The organism is Methanofollis formosanus (assembly GCF_019633745.1).
Taxonomy (GTDB): domain Archaea; phylum Halobacteriota; class Methanomicrobia; order Methanomicrobiales; family Methanofollaceae; genus Methanofollis; species Methanofollis formosanus.
In genome coordinates, this window is record NZ_CP037968.1 from 2,280,994 (window position 1) to 2,299,694 (window position 18,701).

General features: G+C 57.2%; 22 protein-coding genes and 2 tRNA genes. 19 read left to right on the forward strand and 5 right to left on the reverse strand.

All coding sequences use genetic code 11. The features are described 5' to 3' along the window. Positions 1 to 38: 38 nt before the first annotated feature. From E2N92_RS10455 to E2N92_RS10475, 5 genes are read left to right on the forward strand one after another with little or no spacing between them, the layout of a single operon-like run. Positions 39 to 329: a 50S ribosomal protein L37ae gene (locus E2N92_RS10455; protein ID WP_220681114.1), complete on the forward strand. Its 291-nt coding sequence runs from the start codon at positions 39 to 41 to the stop codon at positions 327 to 329. Positions 330 to 334: 5 nt separating this feature from the next. Then, on the forward strand, positions 335 to 487 hold the full coding sequence (locus E2N92_RS10460; RefSeq protein ID WP_220681115.1) for a DNA-directed RNA polymerase subunit P: 153 nt from the start codon (positions 335 to 337) through the stop codon (positions 485 to 487). Next, positions 484 to 882, forward strand: coding sequence for a Brix domain-containing protein (locus E2N92_RS10465; protein ID WP_220681116.1), 399 nt, complete (start codon positions 484 to 486; stop codon positions 880 to 882). Before E2N92_RS10460 ends, E2N92_RS10465 begins: the two co-directional genes overlap by 4 nt. Continuing rightward, positions 875 to 1,117 (forward strand): KEOPS complex subunit Pcc1, encoded by a 243-nt coding sequence (locus E2N92_RS10470; protein ID WP_220681117.1) that lies wholly within the window; start codon positions 875 to 877, stop codon positions 1,115 to 1,117. Before E2N92_RS10465 ends, E2N92_RS10470 begins: the two co-directional genes overlap by 8 nt. Next, positions 1,110 to 1,469 (forward strand): prefoldin subunit beta, encoded by a 360-nt coding sequence (locus tag E2N92_RS10475; RefSeq protein WP_220681118.1) that lies wholly within the window; start codon positions 1,110 to 1,112, stop codon positions 1,467 to 1,469. The genes E2N92_RS10470 and E2N92_RS10475 overlap by 8 nt, the downstream gene beginning before the upstream one ends. Before the next feature lie 1,132 nt (positions 1,470 to 2,601). Here E2N92_RS10475 and E2N92_RS10480 read toward each other — a convergent pair. After that, the gene (locus tag E2N92_RS10480; protein WP_425515768.1) at positions 2,602 to 4,122 is read right to left on the reverse strand and encodes a 2-isopropylmalate synthase; all 1,521 of its coding nucleotides are present in this window, start codon (positions 4,120 to 4,122) and stop codon (positions 2,602 to 2,604) included. A 142-nt stretch (positions 4,123 to 4,264) separates the two neighbouring features. Here E2N92_RS10480 and E2N92_RS10485 point away from each other — a divergent pair. The 6 genes from E2N92_RS10485 to E2N92_RS10510 all read left to right on the forward strand — a co-directional run bounded on the left by E2N92_RS10485 (position 4,265) and on the right by E2N92_RS10510 (position 7,319). Then, positions 4,265 to 4,369, forward strand: a tRNA-Tyr gene (locus E2N92_RS10485). Between the two features lie 11 nt (positions 4,370 to 4,380). Next, a tRNA-Asp gene (locus E2N92_RS10490) sits at positions 4,381 to 4,453 on the forward strand. An 87-nt stretch (positions 4,454 to 4,540) separates the two neighbouring features. Further along, positions 4,541 to 4,711, forward strand: a complete 171-nt coding sequence (locus E2N92_RS10495; protein ID WP_220683039.1) for a hypothetical protein — start codon at positions 4,541 to 4,543, stop codon at positions 4,709 to 4,711. A gap of 37 nt (positions 4,712 to 4,748) precedes the next feature. After that, a complete protein-coding gene (locus E2N92_RS10500; RefSeq protein ID WP_220681119.1) occupies positions 4,749 to 5,258 on the forward strand; it encodes a GNAT family N-acetyltransferase in 510 nt (169 codons plus the stop codon). A 140-nt stretch (positions 5,259 to 5,398) separates the two neighbouring features. Continuing rightward, positions 5,399 to 5,977, forward strand: a complete 579-nt coding sequence (locus E2N92_RS10505) for a HEAT repeat domain-containing protein (protein ID WP_246589182.1) — start codon at positions 5,399 to 5,401, stop codon at positions 5,975 to 5,977. After that, on the forward strand, positions 5,898 to 7,319 hold the full coding sequence (locus tag E2N92_RS10510) for a hypothetical protein (protein ID WP_220681120.1): 1,422 nt from the start codon (positions 5,898 to 5,900) through the stop codon (positions 7,317 to 7,319). Before E2N92_RS10505 ends, E2N92_RS10510 begins: the two co-directional genes overlap by 80 nt. On the opposite strand, the gene E2N92_RS10515 is transcribed toward E2N92_RS10510, so the two are convergent. The 3 genes from E2N92_RS10515 to tnpB all read right to left on the reverse strand — a co-directional run bounded on the left by E2N92_RS10515 (position 7,297) and on the right by tnpB (position 11,138). Further along, a complete protein-coding gene (locus E2N92_RS10515; protein WP_220681121.1) occupies positions 7,297 to 8,955 on the reverse strand; it encodes a DUF4129 domain-containing protein in 1,659 nt (552 codons plus the stop codon). The genes E2N92_RS10510 and E2N92_RS10515 overlap by 23 nt on opposite strands. Next, on the reverse strand, positions 8,952 to 9,224 hold the full coding sequence (locus E2N92_RS10520; RefSeq protein WP_246589184.1) for a DUF8044 family membrane protein: 273 nt from the start codon (positions 9,222 to 9,224) through the stop codon (positions 8,952 to 8,954). Before E2N92_RS10520 ends, E2N92_RS10515 begins: the two co-directional genes overlap by 4 nt. A gap of 780 nt (positions 9,225 to 10,004) precedes the next feature. After that, positions 10,005 to 11,138 (reverse strand): IS200/IS605 family element RNA-guided endonuclease TnpB, encoded by a 1,134-nt coding sequence (gene tnpB / locus E2N92_RS10525; RefSeq protein WP_220681122.1) that lies wholly within the window; start codon positions 11,136 to 11,138, stop codon positions 10,005 to 10,007. A 163-nt stretch (positions 11,139 to 11,301) separates the two neighbouring features. Between tnpB and E2N92_RS10530 the strand changes: the two genes are divergently transcribed. Continuing rightward, complete coding sequence (locus E2N92_RS10530) at positions 11,302 to 11,646, forward strand: HEPN domain-containing protein (protein WP_281425807.1); 345 nt, start codon at positions 11,302 to 11,304, stop codon at positions 11,644 to 11,646. Beyond that, complete coding sequence (locus E2N92_RS10535) at positions 11,646 to 11,933, forward strand: nucleotidyltransferase domain-containing protein (RefSeq protein ID WP_220681123.1); 288 nt, start codon at positions 11,646 to 11,648, stop codon at positions 11,931 to 11,933. Before E2N92_RS10530 ends, E2N92_RS10535 begins: the two co-directional genes overlap by 1 nt. 300 nt (positions 11,934 to 12,233) lie before the next feature. Here E2N92_RS10535 and E2N92_RS10540 read toward each other — a convergent pair whose 3' ends face one another. Further along, on the reverse strand, positions 12,234 to 12,464 hold the full coding sequence (locus E2N92_RS10540) for a hypothetical protein (protein WP_220681124.1): 231 nt from the start codon (positions 12,462 to 12,464) through the stop codon (positions 12,234 to 12,236). 461 nt (positions 12,465 to 12,925) lie between these two features. Here E2N92_RS10540 and E2N92_RS10545 point away from each other — a divergent pair, with 461 nt between their 5' ends. From E2N92_RS10545 to E2N92_RS10570, 6 genes are read left to right on the forward strand one after another with little or no spacing between them, the layout of a single operon-like run. Then, positions 12,926 to 13,966, forward strand: coding sequence for a glycosyltransferase family 2 protein (locus E2N92_RS10545; RefSeq protein ID WP_220681125.1), 1,041 nt, complete (start codon positions 12,926 to 12,928; stop codon positions 13,964 to 13,966). A 10-nt stretch (positions 13,967 to 13,976) separates the two neighbouring features. Beyond that, on the forward strand, positions 13,977 to 15,065 hold the full coding sequence (locus E2N92_RS10550) for a DUF354 domain-containing protein (protein WP_220681126.1): 1,089 nt from the start codon (positions 13,977 to 13,979) through the stop codon (positions 15,063 to 15,065). Then, the gene (locus E2N92_RS10555; protein ID WP_220681127.1) at positions 15,062 to 15,691 is read left to right on the forward strand and encodes a PIG-L deacetylase family protein; all 630 of its coding nucleotides are present in this window, start codon (positions 15,062 to 15,064) and stop codon (positions 15,689 to 15,691) included. Before E2N92_RS10550 ends, E2N92_RS10555 begins: the two co-directional genes overlap by 4 nt. Beyond that, positions 15,679 to 16,734, forward strand: coding sequence for an ATP-grasp domain-containing protein (locus E2N92_RS10560; RefSeq protein WP_220681128.1), 1,056 nt, complete (start codon positions 15,679 to 15,681; stop codon positions 16,732 to 16,734). The genes E2N92_RS10555 and E2N92_RS10560 overlap by 13 nt, the downstream gene beginning before the upstream one ends. Beyond that, entirely contained in the window at positions 16,731 to 17,351 is a 621-nt protein-coding gene (locus tag E2N92_RS10565) for a PHP domain-containing protein (RefSeq protein WP_220681129.1), read from the forward strand. Before E2N92_RS10560 ends, E2N92_RS10565 begins: the two co-directional genes overlap by 4 nt. A 40-nt stretch (positions 17,352 to 17,391) precedes the next feature. Next, on the forward strand, positions 17,392 to 18,696 hold the full coding sequence (locus E2N92_RS10570) for a nucleotide sugar dehydrogenase (protein ID WP_220681130.1): 1,305 nt from the start codon (positions 17,392 to 17,394) through the stop codon (positions 18,694 to 18,696). Positions 18,697 to 18,701 lie beyond the last annotated feature (5 nt).

The following is an 18,701-nucleotide window of genomic DNA, read 5'->3' on the forward strand; positions in this document are numbered from 1 at the left end:
AGTGTAACCTAGTAAGACATAATCAGGGGTAATCCAGAATGGCGAGGCGTAAACAGAAGGCAAAAGGTAAAGTCACCGGAAGTGCCGGCAGATTCGGGCCGCGTTACGGCAGGTTCATCCGCAAGAGAGTGCTCCAGGTGGAGAAGGTCCAGAAGGCCACGCACACCTGTCCCCGCTGCGACCATGTCGCGGTGAAGCGGGTCGGCACCGGCATCTGGGAGTGCCGCAAGTGCGGGTTCAAGTTCGCCGGTGGCGCCTATGCGCCGCAGACCCCGTCGCTGCGCGTGGCACTCAGGACGATCGAGCGTGCCATTGAGTCGCAGGAGTAAACGGCGTGGCTGGTTCATATAAGTGTGCGCGGTGCAAGCAGAAGGTGGAGATCGATATCGACTCCGAGGGGCGCAAGCAGATCCGCTGCCCCTACTGCGGTCACCGTATCCTCTTTAAGGAAAGAGGGGCCGGGATCAAAGAGCTGAAGGCTCAATGACCGTCGTCACCACCTCCAGAAAGGCGGCGCACGACCTGCGGGCACTTGCCCGGCACCTCGCCTTTGCGACGGGTGCCAGGTACATGCCCCGCGGGAAGACGGGATTTGCGGCCCTTGGCGATGAGCCGGTTATCGTTTTTTCGCGTGAGCACGGCAAGGTCCGGCTCCAGATCGTTGAAGAAGGGACGATCGTTTTTGACGCATTGGTCAGGGAGGTGACCATCTCCGATCGGGAGGGGCCCATCGTCCGGACGCTCAGGATCTCAGACCAATCGGTTTATGATGTCCTGAACAGATATTGTGAAGCAGAACTGGTCGAGGCCGCAGAGCCGTCCGTCGTCTACGACGGTCAGCAGAAGAAGCGGGTCGTCCTCGAGGTGGTGCCGGATGCATGAGGCGGTCTTTTCCTTTGAAACCCCTGCCGCACCCCTCCTGTACCGGGCCCTCGCCCCTGAGGCCGGGGAGGTGGCGGGCTCGCGGTCCCGCGAGGCGGTCGCCCTCCCTGACCCGGAGACCCTGGTCCTCTCGGTGCAGGCCGAGGACGTCCATGCCCTGCGGGCGGCGCTGAATATGTGGTTCCGGCTGATCAATGTGGCAGATGAAATTCAGGAGATGATCAGGCATGAGTAGTAATATTCCCCCAAAGGTGCAGCAGCAACTGGCGATGCTCCAGCAGATCCAGCAGCAGCTCCAGACGGTGGTCGGGCAGAAGACCCAGTACGAGATGGCGGTGAAGGAGACGAACCGCGCCGTGGAGGAACTCAAGGAGGTCGCGGACGACGCCCCGGTCTTCGTGAACGTGGGCACCGTGATGATGCAGCAGGAGAAGGCGACGGTGCTCGCCTCGCTCACCGAGAAGGCCGAGACGCTTGAGCTGCGGATCAAGTCGCTGGAGAAGCAGGAGAAGGCGCTCCAGACGAAGTTCGAGCAGCTCCAGGCCCAGATCAAGCAGGCGATCGGCGGGCCGCAGCAGGCGGCGTAAAGCCGTCTCTTTTTTTGTTCTTTTTGGTTTTCTCCGGAGCCTGCGCGCCCGAAATCCGCTCCCAATCCGGGTTCCTCTTCCGTGGTTTTCAGGGACGTACCGGGGTCCATGGACGGGTGATATTACTGGAGATCATATGGAGCTTCTGCGGGCGTTGTGAGGCCTGGTTTCTTTTCTGGATTGGAGAAAATACGGCCTCTCCGGGCAGATCCGAAATGGGGCTTGATCTGGCCCCGGATTGGGGGTTTTGTTCCTGAAACGGGGGACGATATGGGCGTATCCGGGGGCGGGTCCGCTGTGGTGAGATCCGATCGTTCGCCTTCCTTCGCCGTCGTCTCGCGCCGGGGGTTGTACCCCCGGACTCGAAGTCCTCCGGCCTTCTCGAACTCGCTCACGCTCGTTCCCCCGACGGACAGAGATAGGCGGGGGCGGCAATGAGGCGGGAGTCTCATATAGTCTCCTGTTCTGAAGGGTGAGCACGGATCCAAACACCTAGGAGACCCACGATCATTTTCATCCCGTATGCTTGAGCCCCAGGCTCATGCCCGATTCAACAGAGCCGCTTGAGGCGTGTTCTCAACTCGTCCCTGATTGCCATGAAAATAATCCCGAATATTGTCTCTATAGATTTGCATGACGATTTGAACTCACGAAATCTCATTGAGTCCAATACACAGAGATAGAAACACCTTCAGAGTGATCGGCCCTCTGCCTTCCCGGCCCTATCTTCATCCCAGGGGTCCGGGCGGCAATCGCCCCCGGCGCAAGGATGTGGGAAGGTGTGATGATCAGATGTGCCGCCCCTATCGCAGAATCTTTCCTGATATCTTGCGCCTGGGGGAAACTCCCCCGGACCCCCCACGAACGAAGATAGGTGGGGGCGGCGATGGAATGGGGTCTCCACCAGTTCTTCTGTCTTGAAAATAAGCGATCAAACGACGATAAATTTTCATCCCGTATGTTTGGGGTGTGCGTTCGCTTCATGAACAATTCTACAAACTCGTTCAGGCATATCGTTGGCCCGTCCCGGACACCTTCGAGCGGCCCCCCACACAAAGATCGATCCAGAGGCCCTCTCCCGCACTCTCTATCCCAAAAAAGCGATGAGGGAAGGGTCTCCCTCCCCTCGTCTTCACTCCTCTTTCTCGGCCCGTCTGACCAGGTTGACGGCATTGATCATGGCGTCGACCGAGGCGGTGACGATGTCGTCTGAGGAGGCCGAGGCGTCGAAGATATGGCCGGCCCGGTCCTCCACCGCGATGGTGACGTGGCCGATGGCGTCGGTCCCGCCGGTGATCGCCTCGATGGAGAACTCCTTCAAATGCACCGGCTCGGGCAGGCACCCGAGGATCGCCCGCATCGCGGCGTCGATCGGACCGTTGCCGGTGCTGCACGCCACCTTCTCGGCCCCGTCGACGACCATCCGGATCGAGGCCGTCGGGAGGGTGTGGTTGCCGGTGAGCACCGAGATGTCGGAGAGCTGGACCGACGGGGTCACCGCGCCCATCCCGACCACCTCCTCGGCGATCGCATAGAGGTCGGCGTCGGTGACCCGGCGGCCGCGCCCTGAGAAGGCCTTGACCTTCTCCAGAACCTGGTCGAGCTGGGCCTCGGTCGGCGTGAGGTGGACGTCGGCGAGCATCTGGGCGACGGCGTGCCGGCCGGCATGTTTGCCGAACTTGATCCGGCGCCGGTGTCCGACCATCTCCGGGGTCATCACCCCGGGCTCGAAGGTCTCCGGGTGCTCGAGCACCCCGTGGGCATGGATCCCGCTCTCGTGGGCGAAGGCGTTCTCGCCGACGACCGGCTGCAGGGGCGGGACCGCGAGGCCGGCGTGGCGCGAGACGAGGCGCGAGGTCTCGACGAGACGTGCGGTCTCGACCCCGGTCCCGATCCCGTACACCGCCTCCAGCGCCATCACCGTCTGGGCGAGGTCGGCGTTCCCGGCCCGTTCGCCCATCCCGTTCACGGTCACCTGGACCTGGGAGGCCCCGGCCTCCACTGCCGCGAGGGTGTTGGCGACGGCGAGGCCGAAGTCGTTGTGGCAGTGGACGTCGACCGGGGCCTTCACCTCTTTCACGACCTTCGCGATCAGCTCCTTCGTCGCCGACGGTGTCATCACCCCGACGGTGTCGGGGATGTTCACCGCCGTCGCCCCGGCCGCCACCGCGGTCTGGCAGACCTTCACCAGGTCATCCCAGTCGGTCCTGGTGGCGTCCATCGGCGAGAAGAGGACCTGGCCCACGTGCTCGCGGGCATACCCGACGACCTCCGCGGTGGCCGCGAGCACCTCGTCCATGCTCATCCGCACGGTGTGCTCACGCTGGACCTCCGAGGTCGGGATGAAGACGTGGACCATATCGACCCCGCACTCGAGGCAGGCGTCGACGTCGTCTCTGCGCATCCGGGCAAGTCCGCAGATCGTCGCACCGGTCTTTGCGGCGACGACGGCCCTGACGGCCTCGCGTTCCTCTGCCGAGGATGCCGGGAACCCGGCCTCGAGGATCTTCACGCCGATGCCGGCGAGCTGCTCGGCGATCTCGACCTTCTGATCGGTGGTGAAGGACACGCCCGGCGTTTGTTCGCCGTCTCTCAGCGTGGTGTCGAAAAGAGCGATTGATTTACGCGCGTTTCCAGGGGCAAAGAAAACGATACCCCCTTGTCATCTGTGTGTCTGCGTTGTTGCGAGACATAGACAGAAAGGGACGTGTCGGTATATATAGGTGCGCCCCCCGGCATCGGACGCCTCCGATACCTTTAATAACAAGACCAACCCACCTATGTAGCACAACAAACCCGCCTTAACTCAGACTGGTAGAGTGCGCGGCTGTAGTTTGGTTCACCAGCACGGTGACCGCGCGGCTACCGCGATGTCCCCGGTTCGAATCCGGGAGGCGGGATCTTGCTGTATGCCCAGGTAGTGTAGCGGCCTATCATGGTGCCCTGTCACGGCACCGACACGGATTCGAATTCCGTCCTGGGCGTTTACCCTTTTTGTGATCTTTCTGGCGTACGGGAACCTATATTAAGAGCGTGCGAGACAGTACTGCCTGACCGCACCGAGCAAGGAGATGATAGAGATGGCCCAGAAAATTGAACTCGGTCTGTACCTGGAGGGTGAGGACGCCCGCCGCTTCGAGGAGTACATGGCAGACCCCGATAAGTACAACACCCCTGAGGGGAGAGAAATCGTCCGCTGGGTGCGTGCCCACGGGGATGAGCTTGTCGACTCCATCCGCTGAACGTCCTTCTCCAGTTTATTTTTGAACGTGATTCAAGGTGCCCTCTAAGATTCCTCTCTCTGCCCTCTCCTTTGTACATCTTACCTCAGATCACGATGTCTCGTCATTCCAATGTGCTCACCATGATCTGACCGAATATCTTGTCGAAGATGCACTGAGGAACCAGAACGCACAGGTCGCCGCCACCTACCTTGTCCTCTACGAGGGCGAGTGTGCGGGATATTTTACCCTCCTCAACGATAGCATCATCAAAAAAGATCTCGATCCCGGGGTTGGCGAAGAGGATTATCCCTATTCGCACTACCCCGCGATCAAGATCGCCCGCCTCGCCACATGCCTGGACTATGAACATCGGGGTATAGGAACGGCGATGATCATCGCCGTCGCCTCTATCGCAAGAAAGGTGTCAAGATATTCGGGGTGCAAAGTCATCACCGTCGACTCAAAACCAGAGGCCGAGGAATTCTACGCCAAGAAAGGGTTTCATAGGGCCCTCAAGACCAAAAAGAAAACCTCAATCCCGATGTATTTCTACAACTACTTCTGATGCCCCCTCCCTCTTCTCTTTTTTGTCTTTGTCTGAAGAGATATTGACGGTCGAGAGGGAACCAGAGATCCGTCTCACCCACAAACGCTGCCTGCGATCCCCCGACGCCTTCTTCACCCCCGAGCAACGATAGGTGTTGCATGGAGCATGATGAACAGACCGACGACCTCGCCGAGGAGGCCCTCCGCCTCGCCCTCGGCGGGGCCGAGGAAGCCAGGATCCGGAGGATGGCCTCCATCTTTCTGGGACAGAGCGGCGGTTCCACCTCCTCGGTAGAGGCGCTTGCCGCGGCGCTCCGCGACCCCGACAAGACGGTGCGGGCCGAGGCGGTGCGTTCGCTCGTCGCCTGCGGGCCGACGGGGTTCCCGGTGCTTCTCGCCGCCCTCCGCGATCCCGACTGGCGGGTGCGGTACCGTGCCGCCGAGGGGCTCGGGCTGCTCGGCGAGCGGCGGGCCGTCGCCCCGCTGCTCAGGGCGCTCACCGACGAGAGGGAGCATGTGCGGTACATGGCCGCGAAGGCCCTGGGCCTGATCGCCGACCCGGCGGCGAGGGCGGCGCTCCTCCCGCTCCTCCGCGACCCCAACCCCCCGGCGCGGAAGGCGGCGGCGACGGCCCTGGGTGCGATCGGCGGGGCCGAGGATGCCCTGGAGGCGGCCCTGGCCGACGAGCCCTCGGGAGCGGTCCGCCGGGCGGTGCGGGACGCCCTCGGCCGGTCGTGAGATGGACCGGTTCGCCGTCCCCCTCGTCGTGACGATCGGGGTCGCGGGTGCCGGCGACCTGACGCCGGCCCTGGCCCTCCTCGACGGCATCCTGGCCCATACCCCCCACACCTATCTCGCCCTCTCGACCGCACCCGGCCCGGTGGCCGGCACCGACGCCCACCGGCAGGTCGCCTCCCTCGACGACCTGGTCCGCGAGTGCGACCTGCTCGTCGTCGCCGGTGCTGCGGACGGCGCCCTCGCCGCCGCGAGGGCCGCGGGACGGACCGCCCTGCTCGTCTTGCCTGCGGGCCGGGTCCGCGTCGAGGTGCACGGTGACCGGACCCTCGAGAGCCTGGGTGCCTACGACGCCTTCAATGCTGAACAGGTCCGTCAGAAAGAGATCGATGCAAAGGTCGCCGCATGGTCGGCCGACGTCAGGGCCGCCCTGCGGAAGGCCGGGCTCGCTCCCGCCCTCTTCGAGCCCCTGAACCGCTCGCTTCTTCCATCCTATATCCGCACCCGGCTCCTCGCCGACCGGTACCGCCGCTGCCACCTCTGGGCCGGGACCGCCGTCTATGTCCTGGCCGCCGCGGCGATCGCCACCGTCGCCCTCCAGGTCCTTTTTGTACCTGAGCACCCGGAGGTGATCTGGCTGGAGGTGGCCGAGATCGCCGCCGCCCTCTTCCTGCTCATCGCCGCCCGCAGCCTGGAGTGGCACCGCAAGTGGCTCGACTACCGGATCCTTGCCGAACGGCTGCGCTCAGCGCTCTTTCTCTGTTTTGTCTGTATCAGATGCGAGTTCCCTGGCGACCATCCGGGCCTCACCCTCTCCCATCCCCCCGACGATTGGATGACCCGGGCCTTCGAAGAACTGCTCGAGACGCGCCCTCTGGAGTACTGCTCGCTCTCCATGCCCCTCGGCCCGCTCAAGGAGTTCCTGCTCGCGGCCTGGATCGACCGGCAGATCGCCTGGTATGCCGGTACCGCACGGACGAACCGGGCCTGGTTCGAGAGGCTTCTGTATGCCGGCGAGGTCGTCTTCATCGCCACCCTCATCGCCGCCGCCGCCCATGCCTCGGGCGCGGGGCATGAGTACGCCCCGGTCCTTGCGGCGGCGACGCTGATCCTCCCGGCGGTCGCGGCGGCCCTCGGGGCGGTGCGGACCCAGCGCGAGTACCGGCAGACCGCGGAGCGGGCCTCCCGGATGCTCAACCGTCTCTCCTCCATCGCCCTCGAGATCAGACGGGCCGAGGACATGCCCACCCTCTGCGCTCTCCTCGGCCAGGCCGACGAGGCGATGCTGCGCGAGCAGCAGGAGTGGCGGGTGGTCTTCCGGTTCAGGGAGCTCGAGAGCCTCTGAACGCCCCGAGCAGCCGTTCGAGTTCCTCGACCTCGTCCCAGGTGCACTCCCCGCCGGCATAACGGATGCGTTCGTAGATCTTCACGAACGCCCCCGCACTCTCGGCGCCCGGCGTCTCTTTGAGGGCCTGCACGAGCTCGCGCGGGGTGTGCGCCCGCGCGTTCTTCACGCCGTACTCGATCCCGGCGGCGTCGGCGAGGTCGTTCCAGAGCCTGAACGCCGCTTCTGCCGGGGTCTGGGGTTCGATTGGGATCTGCACGTCTCTGATCGCTGTCTCCTCTGCTGTCATGATGGGTTCTCCTTGGCTGTGTGCAATCTCTCGGTCCTGTGCGGCCTCCGGTTGCCGTCTCGACCACCGGAGGAAGACGGCGCCGGCGAGCAGACCGACGACCACGCCGCCGGCGATGGGGATGAGGTTTGCGGGCGAGAAGGGGGCGAAACCGATCTGGACCCTGATCTCCTCGCTCGACGATGGGTCGAGCGGGTACCCTTCAGCGGTGAACTCGGCCCTGATCCGGTGCTCGCCTGCTTCGAGCGGCACTGCGGCCTCGTAGGTCCCGTTCTCGCCGGTGACCGGCCGGGCGGCGACGGCGTCGTCGACGATGATCCGCACCCCGGCGCCCCGAACTCCGCGTTCGTTCGCCGTGAGGTTCCCGGTGCAGGTGGCGACCTCGTCCTCGACAGTGACGCCAAGGCTGAGGTTGGAGGGCGAGGTGAGCACCGTGAAGGGGACGAGGTCCGAGACCGCCCGGCCCGCCTGGACGTACACCAGGTGCGGCCCTGCCCGCACCTTCTCGATCCGGCACGAGACGGCGTATTTCCCGTCGGCGCCGGTGGCGGTGGTTGCAAAGAGCCTGCTGTCCAGATAACTCTCGACCGCCACATCTACCTCGCCGCTCCCGAGCCTCCCGTGCCATCGCACCACGTCGCCGTACACCGCCTCGGCCGGGGCGAGGGCGATCCCGATCTGCGGCGGTGGGATGCCCGGCCCGGGCGCCGGCGCCTTGCCGCCGGTCTCCTTCTCCACGATCTCGCCGTAGTCCTCGACGCTCTGTTTCAGGTCGGCGGTGTCTGCCTCGTAATGATCCCCGATCGTGGTGAGGGCCGGGCTGTTTCCGGCATAGGTCTTGTAAGAACTCTGGAGTTCTTCCCTGAGTGCCTCCTCCTCGTAGACGACCGAGTAATATTTCGAGGGATCGTCGCTGTCCCGGTAGGTGATCTCGAGTTGCTTGAGGTGGTCGAGGCGGGCGGTGCCGTTCACCAGGCTCGTCAGGGCGTCCCGGTTCTCCTGGCTTTTCTTCCTGAACTCGTCGAGGTCGGTCTCGGAAAGGTCGAGGGAGAGGACCAGGTTGTCCATGGAGCGGGTCATCTCGGCATACTCCTCCAGTTCTTCCTGCGCGCTCTCCCAGTCCTTCACCTTCACCGAGAGGACCACCGTCCCCCCCTGCCCGAGGAGGTCCTGGAGGAGGGGCATCACCGCCTCCGCCTTCTTCGAGTCCATCTTCTCTGCCACCGAGAGGTCGACCTCGCCGATCGAACTGGTGTTCTCCGCAGTGTACAGCATCGGCTCCTGCGCATGGAAGACGATGAGGGCCAGGCAGGCCAGGACCAGCACACCGAGGATGATGCGTTTCATGAACCGATGATCTCCATGACCTTCATCACCACGATATATCCAAAGACCGCCACGCCCATGGCGATGAGCACCTTGATCCGGCGCATGGAACGAGGCTGGACGAAGGGAGAATCGACGAGCACCACCAGGACCAGCAGCCCGATCAGCCCGAGCACGAAGTAGACCTCAAGGTCGAGCGCCCGGTTGAGGAGCATGAAGAAGGCGACGATCCCAAACCAGAGGGCAAAGATGCAGGCGGCGAGGTACCTGGCATTGCTCATTGCGTTCATAGGTTCTCATTACCCCGGATTAATGTTGCGAAATCGCCCTCCCTATTCTAAAAAGCATGGTACATATGCCTTTCTTCTTTACGGAATATTTTTTATGGTGGGTCTGTACTTAATGCCGCTCCGGGCTGTCTCCCCCCTCCCGTCTCTTGCTATCATTTCTCAGTATTATATATTGGCTTTGCAGCGCTCTTCCCCTCTCACGACAGGGGTCTCGGTCCGATCCTCTCTCCCCCCGCGGACGCGGTCGAAGTTCGCCGGTTCCATCCCCCTGTATCCGGCGTCTGGTCCTCTCTGCAGGGGGGCCTTCCGTGAAGATGGGCGGGGGACGGCATCCTGTCTTTCAGGATCTTTTCTTCAGCCTTCCCGGGCCTATCTTCATCCCGGGGATCCAGTGGCGGCGCCCCCGGCGCCGTGTTGCGGGAAGGTACGCTGATCAGAATGGCCGCCCCCATCGCAGAACTTTCACCGTCATCTCGCGCCGGGGGGGTTGCACCCCCCGGACCCCCCCCCACGATGAAGATAGGTGGGGGCGGCGATGGAACACGATCCTCACCGATTCTCCTGTCTTGAAAAAGAGTGATCGAGCAACGAAAAATTTTCATCTGGTATGCTTGAGGCGTGCTCTCGTCTCATGTCGGATTGTACACGATTCCACCAGGTAGACGGATAGAGTATATTCATGTGGTCACACAGACCATACCACAGACCTGTGAACTACCTCGCGCCTGTTGGGCGTGGCTTCCTGCTTCATCCTCCCTCTACTGAGGCAAGTCCACAGGCTCAACGGTTGCGTCCCGCACCTGATACCCCTACAAGATTCTGCTCTTGCAGGGCGAACTTCTTGATATTGATCGCCGCGTTGATGTCGCGGTCGTGATGAGTACCACACTCAGGACAGACCCACTCCCTGTCAGAGAGGGTAAGATCCCGCTTAAGATACCCACACGTATTGCATATCTTCGAGGAGGGATCGAATCTCCCGATCTTCAGGAGAGTTTTCCCATACTTCCGACACTTGTACTCCAGCATCGTGAAGAATGTGCTCCACGAAACATCCTCGATCCCCTGTGCCAGATGATGGTTCTTCATCATCCCACCAACATTCAACGATTCCACTGCAATAGCTTGGTTCTCGCTCACAACTCGAAAAGAGATTTTGTGCAGGAAATCGTTGCGCTGGTTGGCGACCTTTTCATAGCACCGGGCAAGTTTCTGGATCGCTTTCTCCCGGTTCTTCGACCCTTTTTTCTTCCGTGACATTCGCCGTTGCAACACTTTCAGGCGTTGAAGGGAATTTTTGAGGTGTCGAGGATTTTCAATCTTCTCTCCGATAGAGAAGGTTGCAAAGTCCTTCAGCCCGACATCAATCCCGAGGGTGGTGTCCAGAGAGAAAGGTGCAGGTTCAGGTTCGTTTTTCCCATCATCGACAAGAATGCTGACGAACCACTTTCCCGTCGAAGTCACGGAAACCGTTGCATACTTCATCTTCCCGGTGAAGACACGGTGGAAGATCGTTCTAATCTTGCTGATCTTTGGAAGTTTGATCCATCTCTGGTCGAAGTCCACGGAGTAACTCTGAGGCACCTGAAAGGACTGTAATGGATTCTTCTTTGACTTGAACCGGGGGAAACCTTTCTTCTCCCGGAAAAACCGGGTGAAGGCGTTGTCGAGATTTTTGTTTGCACTCTGGAGAGACTGTGAGTTGACGTCCTTGAGCCACGGATGCTCGTCCTTGAGAGCCGGGAGACGGTTGTTCAGGTCGAAACAGGAGAGTTTTCGACCTTCCTGCTCGTATGCCCGGATCTTCTGCTCCAGGGAATTGTTGTACACAAACCGACAGGCATGGATGTGCTTCATGAGGAGCGCAACCTGCTCCTGAGATGGATACATCCGATACTTGTAGGCCTGAAGCATACATGCAGATGTAAGTCTTATAATATCAAATAGTTCCTGGTAGATGAGATCATATCAAAAGGGGTTCCGCTTTCACCCCCGGCCTGAAGGCCGGGGTCCTCCCCCTCCACCACTTTACCCCGCAAGATAGATGGACAAAAATGTCGGAGAAGCCCAGCGCTGGATGATGCAGGCAGAAAAAGATCTCTGGAGTGCACGCAACAGCCTTGCCACCGAGGACTTTGAATGGGCCTGTTTTCAGGCACAACAGAGCGCTGAAGGCAGTGCTCTACGGGAGAGGTGCGCGACGGATCATCACCCCCTCGGTCTTCGAGTTGCTCAGGGAGATCGACGACCCGGCGCTTCTTCCCTTCCGAAAGGGTGCACAATATCTGGACAGCCCAATCCCCCGACAGCATCGCCGGCGGCCTTGCCCCCTGTGAATAGTATGACAAAGGAGGATGCAGAGGAATGTATCAACGCTGCAGACCATATCGTCCGGGCAGCACGGTCCCTTGTCCCGATCTGATGGACGAAATCCGGGCGTTTGCGAGCGTTGTCCGCGCCCGGTTCAGGATCGATCGGATCATCCTCTTCGGTTCGGTGGCAAGCGGGACGCTCCACGAAGGGAGCGATATCGACCTCATCGTGGTGGGTGATTTTTCTGGGCGTTTTCACCAACGTATCGCCGCCCTCCTCGACCTCACCGACCTCCCGGTCGAGCCACTCTGCTATACCCCGGAGGAGTTCCGGCATCTCCTCGACGAGCAGAACACCTTCATTCTCTCGGCTCTTTCCGAGGGCATCGACCTCTGAGGTGGGGTGCTGGGGGCGCCCGCACGTCCGGCCCGTCGGTGAGGGGGGAGGAGAGCGACATCGATCTGCTCGTTGGATGTGAACCCGGGCGAAATCTCCTCGACCATGTCACTCGTGTCCGGGACCTGGAGGGCCTGCCCGGCCGCAGGGTCGATGAGGTGACTGGGGGCGGTCTGCACCGGTCTGTCAGGGACCGCCTCCGCCGGGAGGCCGTCCCTCTGTGAAAGACGACCGACCTCCTGCAGATGAACTGCTATCCTTCTGATACAAGGTTCTCCATCAGGTCGATGAACTGTTCGGTCAGGTCGAGAACGGTGTTGTTCTCGTCGGGGAGAGGCGCGGGGCTGAACGAATACTGGCTTTCCTCGCGTTTCTTCCGCAGAATCCCCTGGAGACCCCGGTGGCGAGGGCGACCGCCCCGACCGTGGCCGACCGCCTGAGGTTGATATGGCGGAGGATGCGGATACGCTCTTTGGTCTTGAAGATCTCGGGAAGCATGATCTGGGAGGTATGTTTATGGCTGGAGTACATTTTGTTTTCGATCCGGAAACATAGATCTCATCCCATCCTGTCGTCGGGAAGGGTCGTGGGACAGTGGGGTTCGCTCCCGTCCCCGGCGATGTCCAACCCCGCCTGGTTCTCCGCCGCGCACCGCCCGAAATCCCGGTCCCCGGCCAGGACCGTGCTCCTCCCGCGGTCCCCGGCCGGCGCGGGGAGGTACGATCTGCACCCCCTCGCCCCGCCGTCTGCGCACCCCCGATCCTGAATTATATATATTTTTTGAATTTGCCTTCTTTATTCCTATCGCAATATCGCAACCTATATTATCATGTGAAGTGAATTATCTCCAATCTTTGTGGTGCCCTGTCCGCCGCCACGTTCCCCCCTCCGTGCGCCGTTTCGTCTCATGAGGGGGATCTTTGCGCCTTTGAATGGCGGCCGTGCGGTCGGACGGGGGCTAATGTGAGGATGAGTCTGTGGAGTCTGGGTGGATGCCAATCGGAACAGAGAGCGTGGCCCTCGGCGGGGGGGGTGCGGTCGAGGGTCGGCCTTCGGCCGCGGCCGATGAGGGACCGCGGTACCGGGGGCGGCGGGTTGCGGTCGTCGTGCCGGCGTATAATGAGGAGAACCTGATCAAGGAGACCCTGGACGGGATCCCCGACTACGTCGAGAAGGTATATGCCATCAACGACGGGTCGGCCGACCGGACCGGGGCGATCATCGACGCCTACGCCCACCACGACCCCCGCATTGTCCCCATCCACCACGACCCGAACCGCGGACCTGGAGCTGCTATTGTTTCGGGTTATTCTCGAGCATTAGATGATGACATGGACATTGTCGCAACGATGGATGGCGACGGCCAGATGGATCCCCGGTATCTCCACAAATTTTTAGATCCTATCGTCGATGGGAAGTGTGACTTCACCCTTGGAAATCGTCTGATCTCTCCAGAATATCGAGGCACTATGAGTAAATGGCGGTTTTTTGGGAATGCCATGCTCACTCTGCTTACCAAGATTGCATCTGGCTACTGGTCGATGATGGATCCCCAGAATGGATATACTGCAATCTCTCATCGTGCTCTTGAGAGGATTGATTTTGAAGATATGTACCCTCGATATGGTTATCTTAACGACCGCCTGGTCCGACTAAATCTCTATGGCTTCAGGATCAAGAATATCCCTCATCCTGCAAAATATGGCAATGAAAAATCTACAATCAAATATGGCCGTTATATTGTTCGGGTCTCAAATCTCCTGCTCCGGGACTTTCTCTGGAGACTCAAGATGAAGTATGTGGTCTTCAGCTTCCATCCTCTCGTTTTTTTCTACTCGTTTGGATCTGTATTGTCAATGATCGGATTGTTGGGTGGTGGTATCACACTCTGGGAAAAAATGGTCTGGGGATATCCTGTTCTTTTTGTTCATGGCACTCTCTCGATGCTGGTATTTATGATGGGTGTTATGTTCCTTTCCTTTGCAATGCTCTTTGATATGACTCAGGAAAGACAAAACAGCACGTGGTATTGAGGCAGTCAGGATGAAAATACTATTTAATGTTGCCCACCCTGCTCAAGTCCATCTTTTCAGGAACGCACTGCAGATTCTCATGGATCATGGTCATGAGTGCAGGATCACGGCAATAAATAAGGAAGTCTCTCTCAAATTGCTGGATTCTTTTGGTTTTGACTATGATGTAGTCGGCAGTGCGAAACCCACACTTTCTGGTAAAGCCCTGGAATTACTCCAGATCGATGCAAAATTGTATCAAATTGCACGATCTTTTCGTCCGGATATTCTTGTAGGTGGGGTTGGGAATGCCTATGTTGCCCATGTTGGAAAGTTAATTCGGAAGCCCTCGATCATTTTTGATGATACCGAACACGCAAAGATCCAGCATTCTCTTACAGATCCCTTTGTATCTGCCATCTGTACCCCTTCATGCTATCGCGGCGATCTCGGCCCGAAGCAGATCCGCTACAACGGCTACCACGAACTTGCCTATCTCCACCCCAACCACTTCACTCCGAACCCCGCCGTCCTTGACGAAATTGGCCTCACTGAGGACGATCCCTTCATTATCGTTCGCTTCGTCTCGTGGAACGCAAACCACGACGTCGGTCAGCACGGTATCTGTGACAAGGTCGGGTTGGTGAAGGCGCTGGAGCAGTACGGCCGCGTCCTGATCACCTCTGAGGGGGCGTTGCCTGAGGAATTGGAGCCTTACCAGATCCGGGTTTCGCCGGAGAAGTTGCATGATCTGTTGTACTACGCAACGCTGTATGTGGGGGAGGGGGGGACGACGGCGTCGGAGGCTGCAACATTGGGTACGCATGTTATTCACATATCTACTACAGCGAAGTACTGTGGTATATTCTGTGACTTAAACCAGCATGGATTACTCTGGACATCTGAGACCGATGAAGAAACGATCAAAAAAGCGATTGAACTTCTTCAGGATCCTGATCTCAAAAGTATGGGCCAATATAAACGACATCAGTTAAATCGTGAAAAAATTGATGTAACTGCATTCATGGTCTGGTTCATTGAAAACTATCCAGAGAGTGTTAGGATAATGAAAGAGAATTCTGATTTTCAGAATACTTATCCGTCTGGGAGGAAGTTATGAAAGTATTAGTTTTGTCTCCTCACACCGATGATGCTGAATTGGGGTGTGGCGGGACGATTATTAAACTCTTGGAAGATGGGCATGAGATCTTCTGGGTTGTATTTTCGACTGCTGAAGATTCTTTACCAGAAGGTCTTCCAAAAAATACCTTGAAAACAGAATATTTCAACGTAATAAGAGATCTTGCTCTCAAAGAGGAGAACTGCAAAGTCTTTGATTTCAAAGTACGAAATCTTCATCGATATCGCCAGGAGATATTGGAAGATCTGGTCAGAACTCGGAATCATTATAATCCCGAGATCGTAATCGGGCCTTCTCTCAATGACCTCCATCAGGATCATCAGGTGGTTGCACATGAAATGGTCAGAGCCTTCAAGACTACATCAAGCATCATCTGTTATGAACTGCCCTGGAATCATGTAACATTCAATACACAGTGTTTTAGCAAACTGAATAACGATCATATTGAGAGAAAGTGTAAGATCCTGAAAAACTATCAATCTCAGTTCGTCAAGGGTAAATCCTATTTTTCAAAGGAGTTTATTTATGGTCTGGCTAAAACACGCGGGATCCAGTGTAATTCAGAGTATGCTGAGGCTTTTGAGGTTGTACGATGGATGATTTAACGGTTCTTGTTACCGGTGCAGGAGCTCCTGGAATAAAAGGTACGCTCTACTCTCTGAATGAAAACTTTGACAATAGATGCATACGGACAATTGGAACCGATATCAAACAAGAGGTCGTTGGAACATATCTGTGCGATAAATTCTATCACATTTCGAGACCTTCTGAAAAGGACTATCTGGATCAATTACTTTTGATCTGTGAACAAGAAGATGTGGATGTCATATTGCCCCAGAACACCCTTGAGTTATCTGTTTTAGCTGAAAATAAATCTCCATTCCTTAATATTGGGACATCTATTGCCGTCTCCGATGCTCCAGCAATTTCTATCGCCAACGATAAATACAAACTGATGAAGTTGGCTGAACAAATTGGTGTTCCAACGCCGAAATCTATTCTTGTAGACAATTTTGATGCCCTGATCAAGTCTGCAAGTGAGTTAGGCTGGCCGCATAAACCGGTTGTTGTCAAACCTCCGCTTTCCAATGGGATGAGGGGAGTACGTATCATTGACGAATCCCTTGATCTTAAAAAGATGTTCTATTCTGAGAAACCGACATCTTTGTTTGTGAAGATGAATATCCTCCGTGAGATATTGGGATCTCATTTCCCCCCTCTATTGGTGATGGAATACCTGCCTAATGCAGAATATACCATCGACGTCTTGGAGGCTCAGAAGTATACGATCATTCCAAGGAAGCGAGATCTCATTCGTTCGGGTATTACTTTCCAAGGTACAGTTGAGTGTCACGAGGAACTCATCACATACGCACAGAAACTCAGTGAAGCTACTGGATTGAATTATGCATTTGGCTTCCAGTTCAAAATGGACGAACAAAGTGTCCCCAAATTGTTAGAATCCAACCCGAGAGTTCAGGGCACGATGGTGCTTTCGACATTTGCAGGTGCTAATATTATTTATGCTGCTGTTAAACGCGCTTTGAATGAGGATATTCCTGATTTCCAGGTTAAATGGGGAACAAAGATCCTCCGATATTGGGGAGGCATGGGGATCCAGAATAAAAATGCTGTGGCGTTCTTATGAAGATCTGGAAGAAATATTCACAATATCTGTTGTCTGGCGAGTGGCATATCCACACGAGTTATACCGATGGAGAGAGTTCGGTAGATGATTATTGCAAGAGAGCAGTAGAACTGGGTATACCTCTGATTGTGTTCACCGAGCATGTCCGGCATAATTTGAGTTATGACTTTAATGCATATATGGATGATATCGATAATGCCCGGGAAAAATATGATTTGATCATTCTTTCAGGGTGTGAAGCGAAGGTTCTCCCAGATGGGACGCTGGATGTCGATGATGACATCCTGAAACAGGTTGATTATCCGATATTTGCCTTTCATTCTTTTCCAAGAGACATAGACATCTATCTTGATGCACTTTATGATGTCTTGAGAAATCCTTATGTCAATACCTGGGCACATCCGGGTGTATTTCTTAAGAGATCCGGCCTCTATTTGTCTGAAAAGAGATTATACAATTTATTTAAGAATTTAAACGATAATGATACCTTAATTGAACAGAACATGAAGTATAATGCCCCTCCAGAGGCATGGCTCAATATAACTAGACGATGCCGGGTAAATTATGTCAGGGGCAGTGATTGTCACCGTGTTGGAGATCTGAAACTGGTATCATGATGGGGACATCAATTTTGGAGGAACTATGTACCACATTTTAATGACAAAAATCACTGATCAGAGTGCAAAAATCGGCATCATCGGCCAGGGCTACGTCGGCCTCCCACTCGCGATGACCTTCGCGAAGAAATTCGCCGTCTTTGGATTTGACATTTCTTCAGGTACCGTTGAGAGTCTCAAGGCGGGAAAATCCCACATTCAGGACGTCACCGACGAGCATCTCTCCCAGTACCTCGGGAAGACCTACTTCCCAACCGCAGACACTGAAGATCTCCGCCAGTGTGATATCCTCATCATCTGTGTCCCTACTCCCCTCTCAGAGGACAAGATCCCTGACCTGATCTATATCAAGAGTGCCTGCACGACCGTCAAGGCCGTCCTCCACAAAGGACAGTTTGTGATCCTCGAGAGCACCACCTACCCGGGGACGACCGACGAGGTGGTGGTCCCGATCCTTGAAGAAACGGGGCTCATCGCCGGCACTGACTTCGGCGTCGCTTACTCTCCCGAACGGGTGGATCCGGGGAACAAGCAGTACCCCATCGACAAGGTGCCGACCGTTGTCGGCGGCATCAATCCTGAGTGCACCGAGGTGGCCGCTGCCCTCTATGGGAGTGTTGTGGAAAAAATTGTCCCTGTCCGTGATGCCCGCACCGCAGAGTCGGTGAAGATGGTCGAGAATATTTACAGGAATGTGAACATCGCTCTGGTGAACGAACTCTCCCTTATCTTCGAGCGGATGGGCATCGACACCTGGGAGGTGATCGACGCCGCCGCCACCAAGCCCTACGGCTTCATGCCCTTCTATCCCGGTCCCGGCATCGGCGGCCACTGCATCCCTCTCGACCCCTATTACATGTCGTACAAGGCGAAAAAGTACGGTTTCATCCCCCGCTTCATCGAGACCTCCGGTGAGATCAATGAGTTCATGAAGATGCATATGGTCAACCTTGCCGAAAAGGGCCTCCAGAAAGTAGGAAAGTGTCTCTATGGGGCAAAGATTGTAGTGATGGGCCTTGCCTACAAGAAGAACATCAACGACCCCAGGGAGTCGCCCTCGATCACGGTCATCGAGGAACTTGTGAACCTTGGGGCTGAGGTGCGGGTGTACGATCCGTTTGTCCCCTCAATCAGGACGAAGGCGGGGGAGTTTGCCTCGTTTGGGAGTGTCGAAGAGGCACTCTCAGGGGCGGAGTGTGCGGTGTTTATGATAGACCATGACGTGTTCAGGGGGATCTCCGTGGAGAGCGTGAAGGGGCTCATGGCCTCGCCGGTGGTCGTGGACGGGAAAAATCTGTTCGCTGGCGAAGAGGGGATTGTGTATCTGGGGATTGGGAAATCCTGAATCTA

What these genes read in the sequence shown, in the direction of transcription:
- E2N92_RS10530 (WP_281425807.1), top strand. Translation starts at nt 11,302, where the DNA reads ATGATGCAGGCAGAAAAAGATCTCTGGAGTGCACGCAACAGCCTTGCC.
- tnpB (WP_220681122.1), bottom strand. Translation starts at nt 11,138, where the DNA reads ATGCTTCAGGCCTACAAGTATCGGATGTATCCATCTCAGGAGCAGGTT.
- E2N92_RS10455 (WP_220681114.1), top strand. Translation starts at nt 39, where the DNA reads ATGGCGAGGCGTAAACAGAAGGCAAAAGGTAAAGTCACCGGAAGTGCC.
- E2N92_RS10570 (WP_220681130.1), top strand. Translation starts at nt 17,392, where the DNA reads ATGACAAAAATCACTGATCAGAGTGCAAAAATCGGCATCATCGGCCAG.
- E2N92_RS10510 (WP_220681120.1), top strand. Translation starts at nt 5,898, where the DNA reads ATGCCCTGGAGGCGGCCCTGGCCGACGAGCCCTCGGGAGCGGTCCGCC.
- E2N92_RS10550 (WP_220681126.1), top strand. Translation starts at nt 13,977, where the DNA reads ATGAAAATACTATTTAATGTTGCCCACCCTGCTCAAGTCCATCTTTTC.
- E2N92_RS10560 (WP_220681128.1), top strand. Translation starts at nt 15,679, where the DNA reads ATGGATGATTTAACGGTTCTTGTTACCGGTGCAGGAGCTCCTGGAATA.
- E2N92_RS10540 (WP_220681124.1), bottom strand. Translation starts at nt 12,464, where the DNA reads ATGTACTCCAGCCATAAACATACCTCCCAGATCATGCTTCCCGAGATC.
- E2N92_RS10545 (WP_220681125.1), top strand. Translation starts at nt 12,926, where the DNA reads ATGCCAATCGGAACAGAGAGCGTGGCCCTCGGCGGGGGGGGTGCGGTC.
- E2N92_RS10565 (WP_220681129.1), top strand. Translation starts at nt 16,731, where the DNA reads ATGAAGATCTGGAAGAAATATTCACAATATCTGTTGTCTGGCGAGTGG.
- E2N92_RS10475 (WP_220681118.1), top strand. Translation starts at nt 1,110, where the DNA reads ATGAGTAGTAATATTCCCCCAAAGGTGCAGCAGCAACTGGCGATGCTC.
- E2N92_RS10535 (WP_220681123.1), top strand. Translation starts at nt 11,646, where the DNA reads ATGGACGAAATCCGGGCGTTTGCGAGCGTTGTCCGCGCCCGGTTCAGG.
- E2N92_RS10495 (WP_220683039.1), top strand. Translation starts at nt 4,541, where the DNA reads ATGATAGAGATGGCCCAGAAAATTGAACTCGGTCTGTACCTGGAGGGT.
- E2N92_RS10505 (WP_246589182.1), top strand. Translation starts at nt 5,399, where the DNA reads ATGGAGCATGATGAACAGACCGACGACCTCGCCGAGGAGGCCCTCCGC.
- E2N92_RS10555 (WP_220681127.1), top strand. Translation starts at nt 15,062, where the DNA reads ATGAAAGTATTAGTTTTGTCTCCTCACACCGATGATGCTGAATTGGGG.
- E2N92_RS10515 (WP_220681121.1), bottom strand. Translation starts at nt 8,955, where the DNA reads ATGAAACGCATCATCCTCGGTGTGCTGGTCCTGGCCTGCCTGGCCCTC.
- E2N92_RS10520 (WP_246589184.1), bottom strand. Translation starts at nt 9,224, where the DNA reads ATGAACGCAATGAGCAATGCCAGGTACCTCGCCGCCTGCATCTTTGCC.
- E2N92_RS10465 (WP_220681116.1), top strand. Translation starts at nt 484, where the DNA reads ATGACCGTCGTCACCACCTCCAGAAAGGCGGCGCACGACCTGCGGGCA.
- E2N92_RS10470 (WP_220681117.1), top strand. Translation starts at nt 875, where the DNA reads ATGCATGAGGCGGTCTTTTCCTTTGAAACCCCTGCCGCACCCCTCCTG.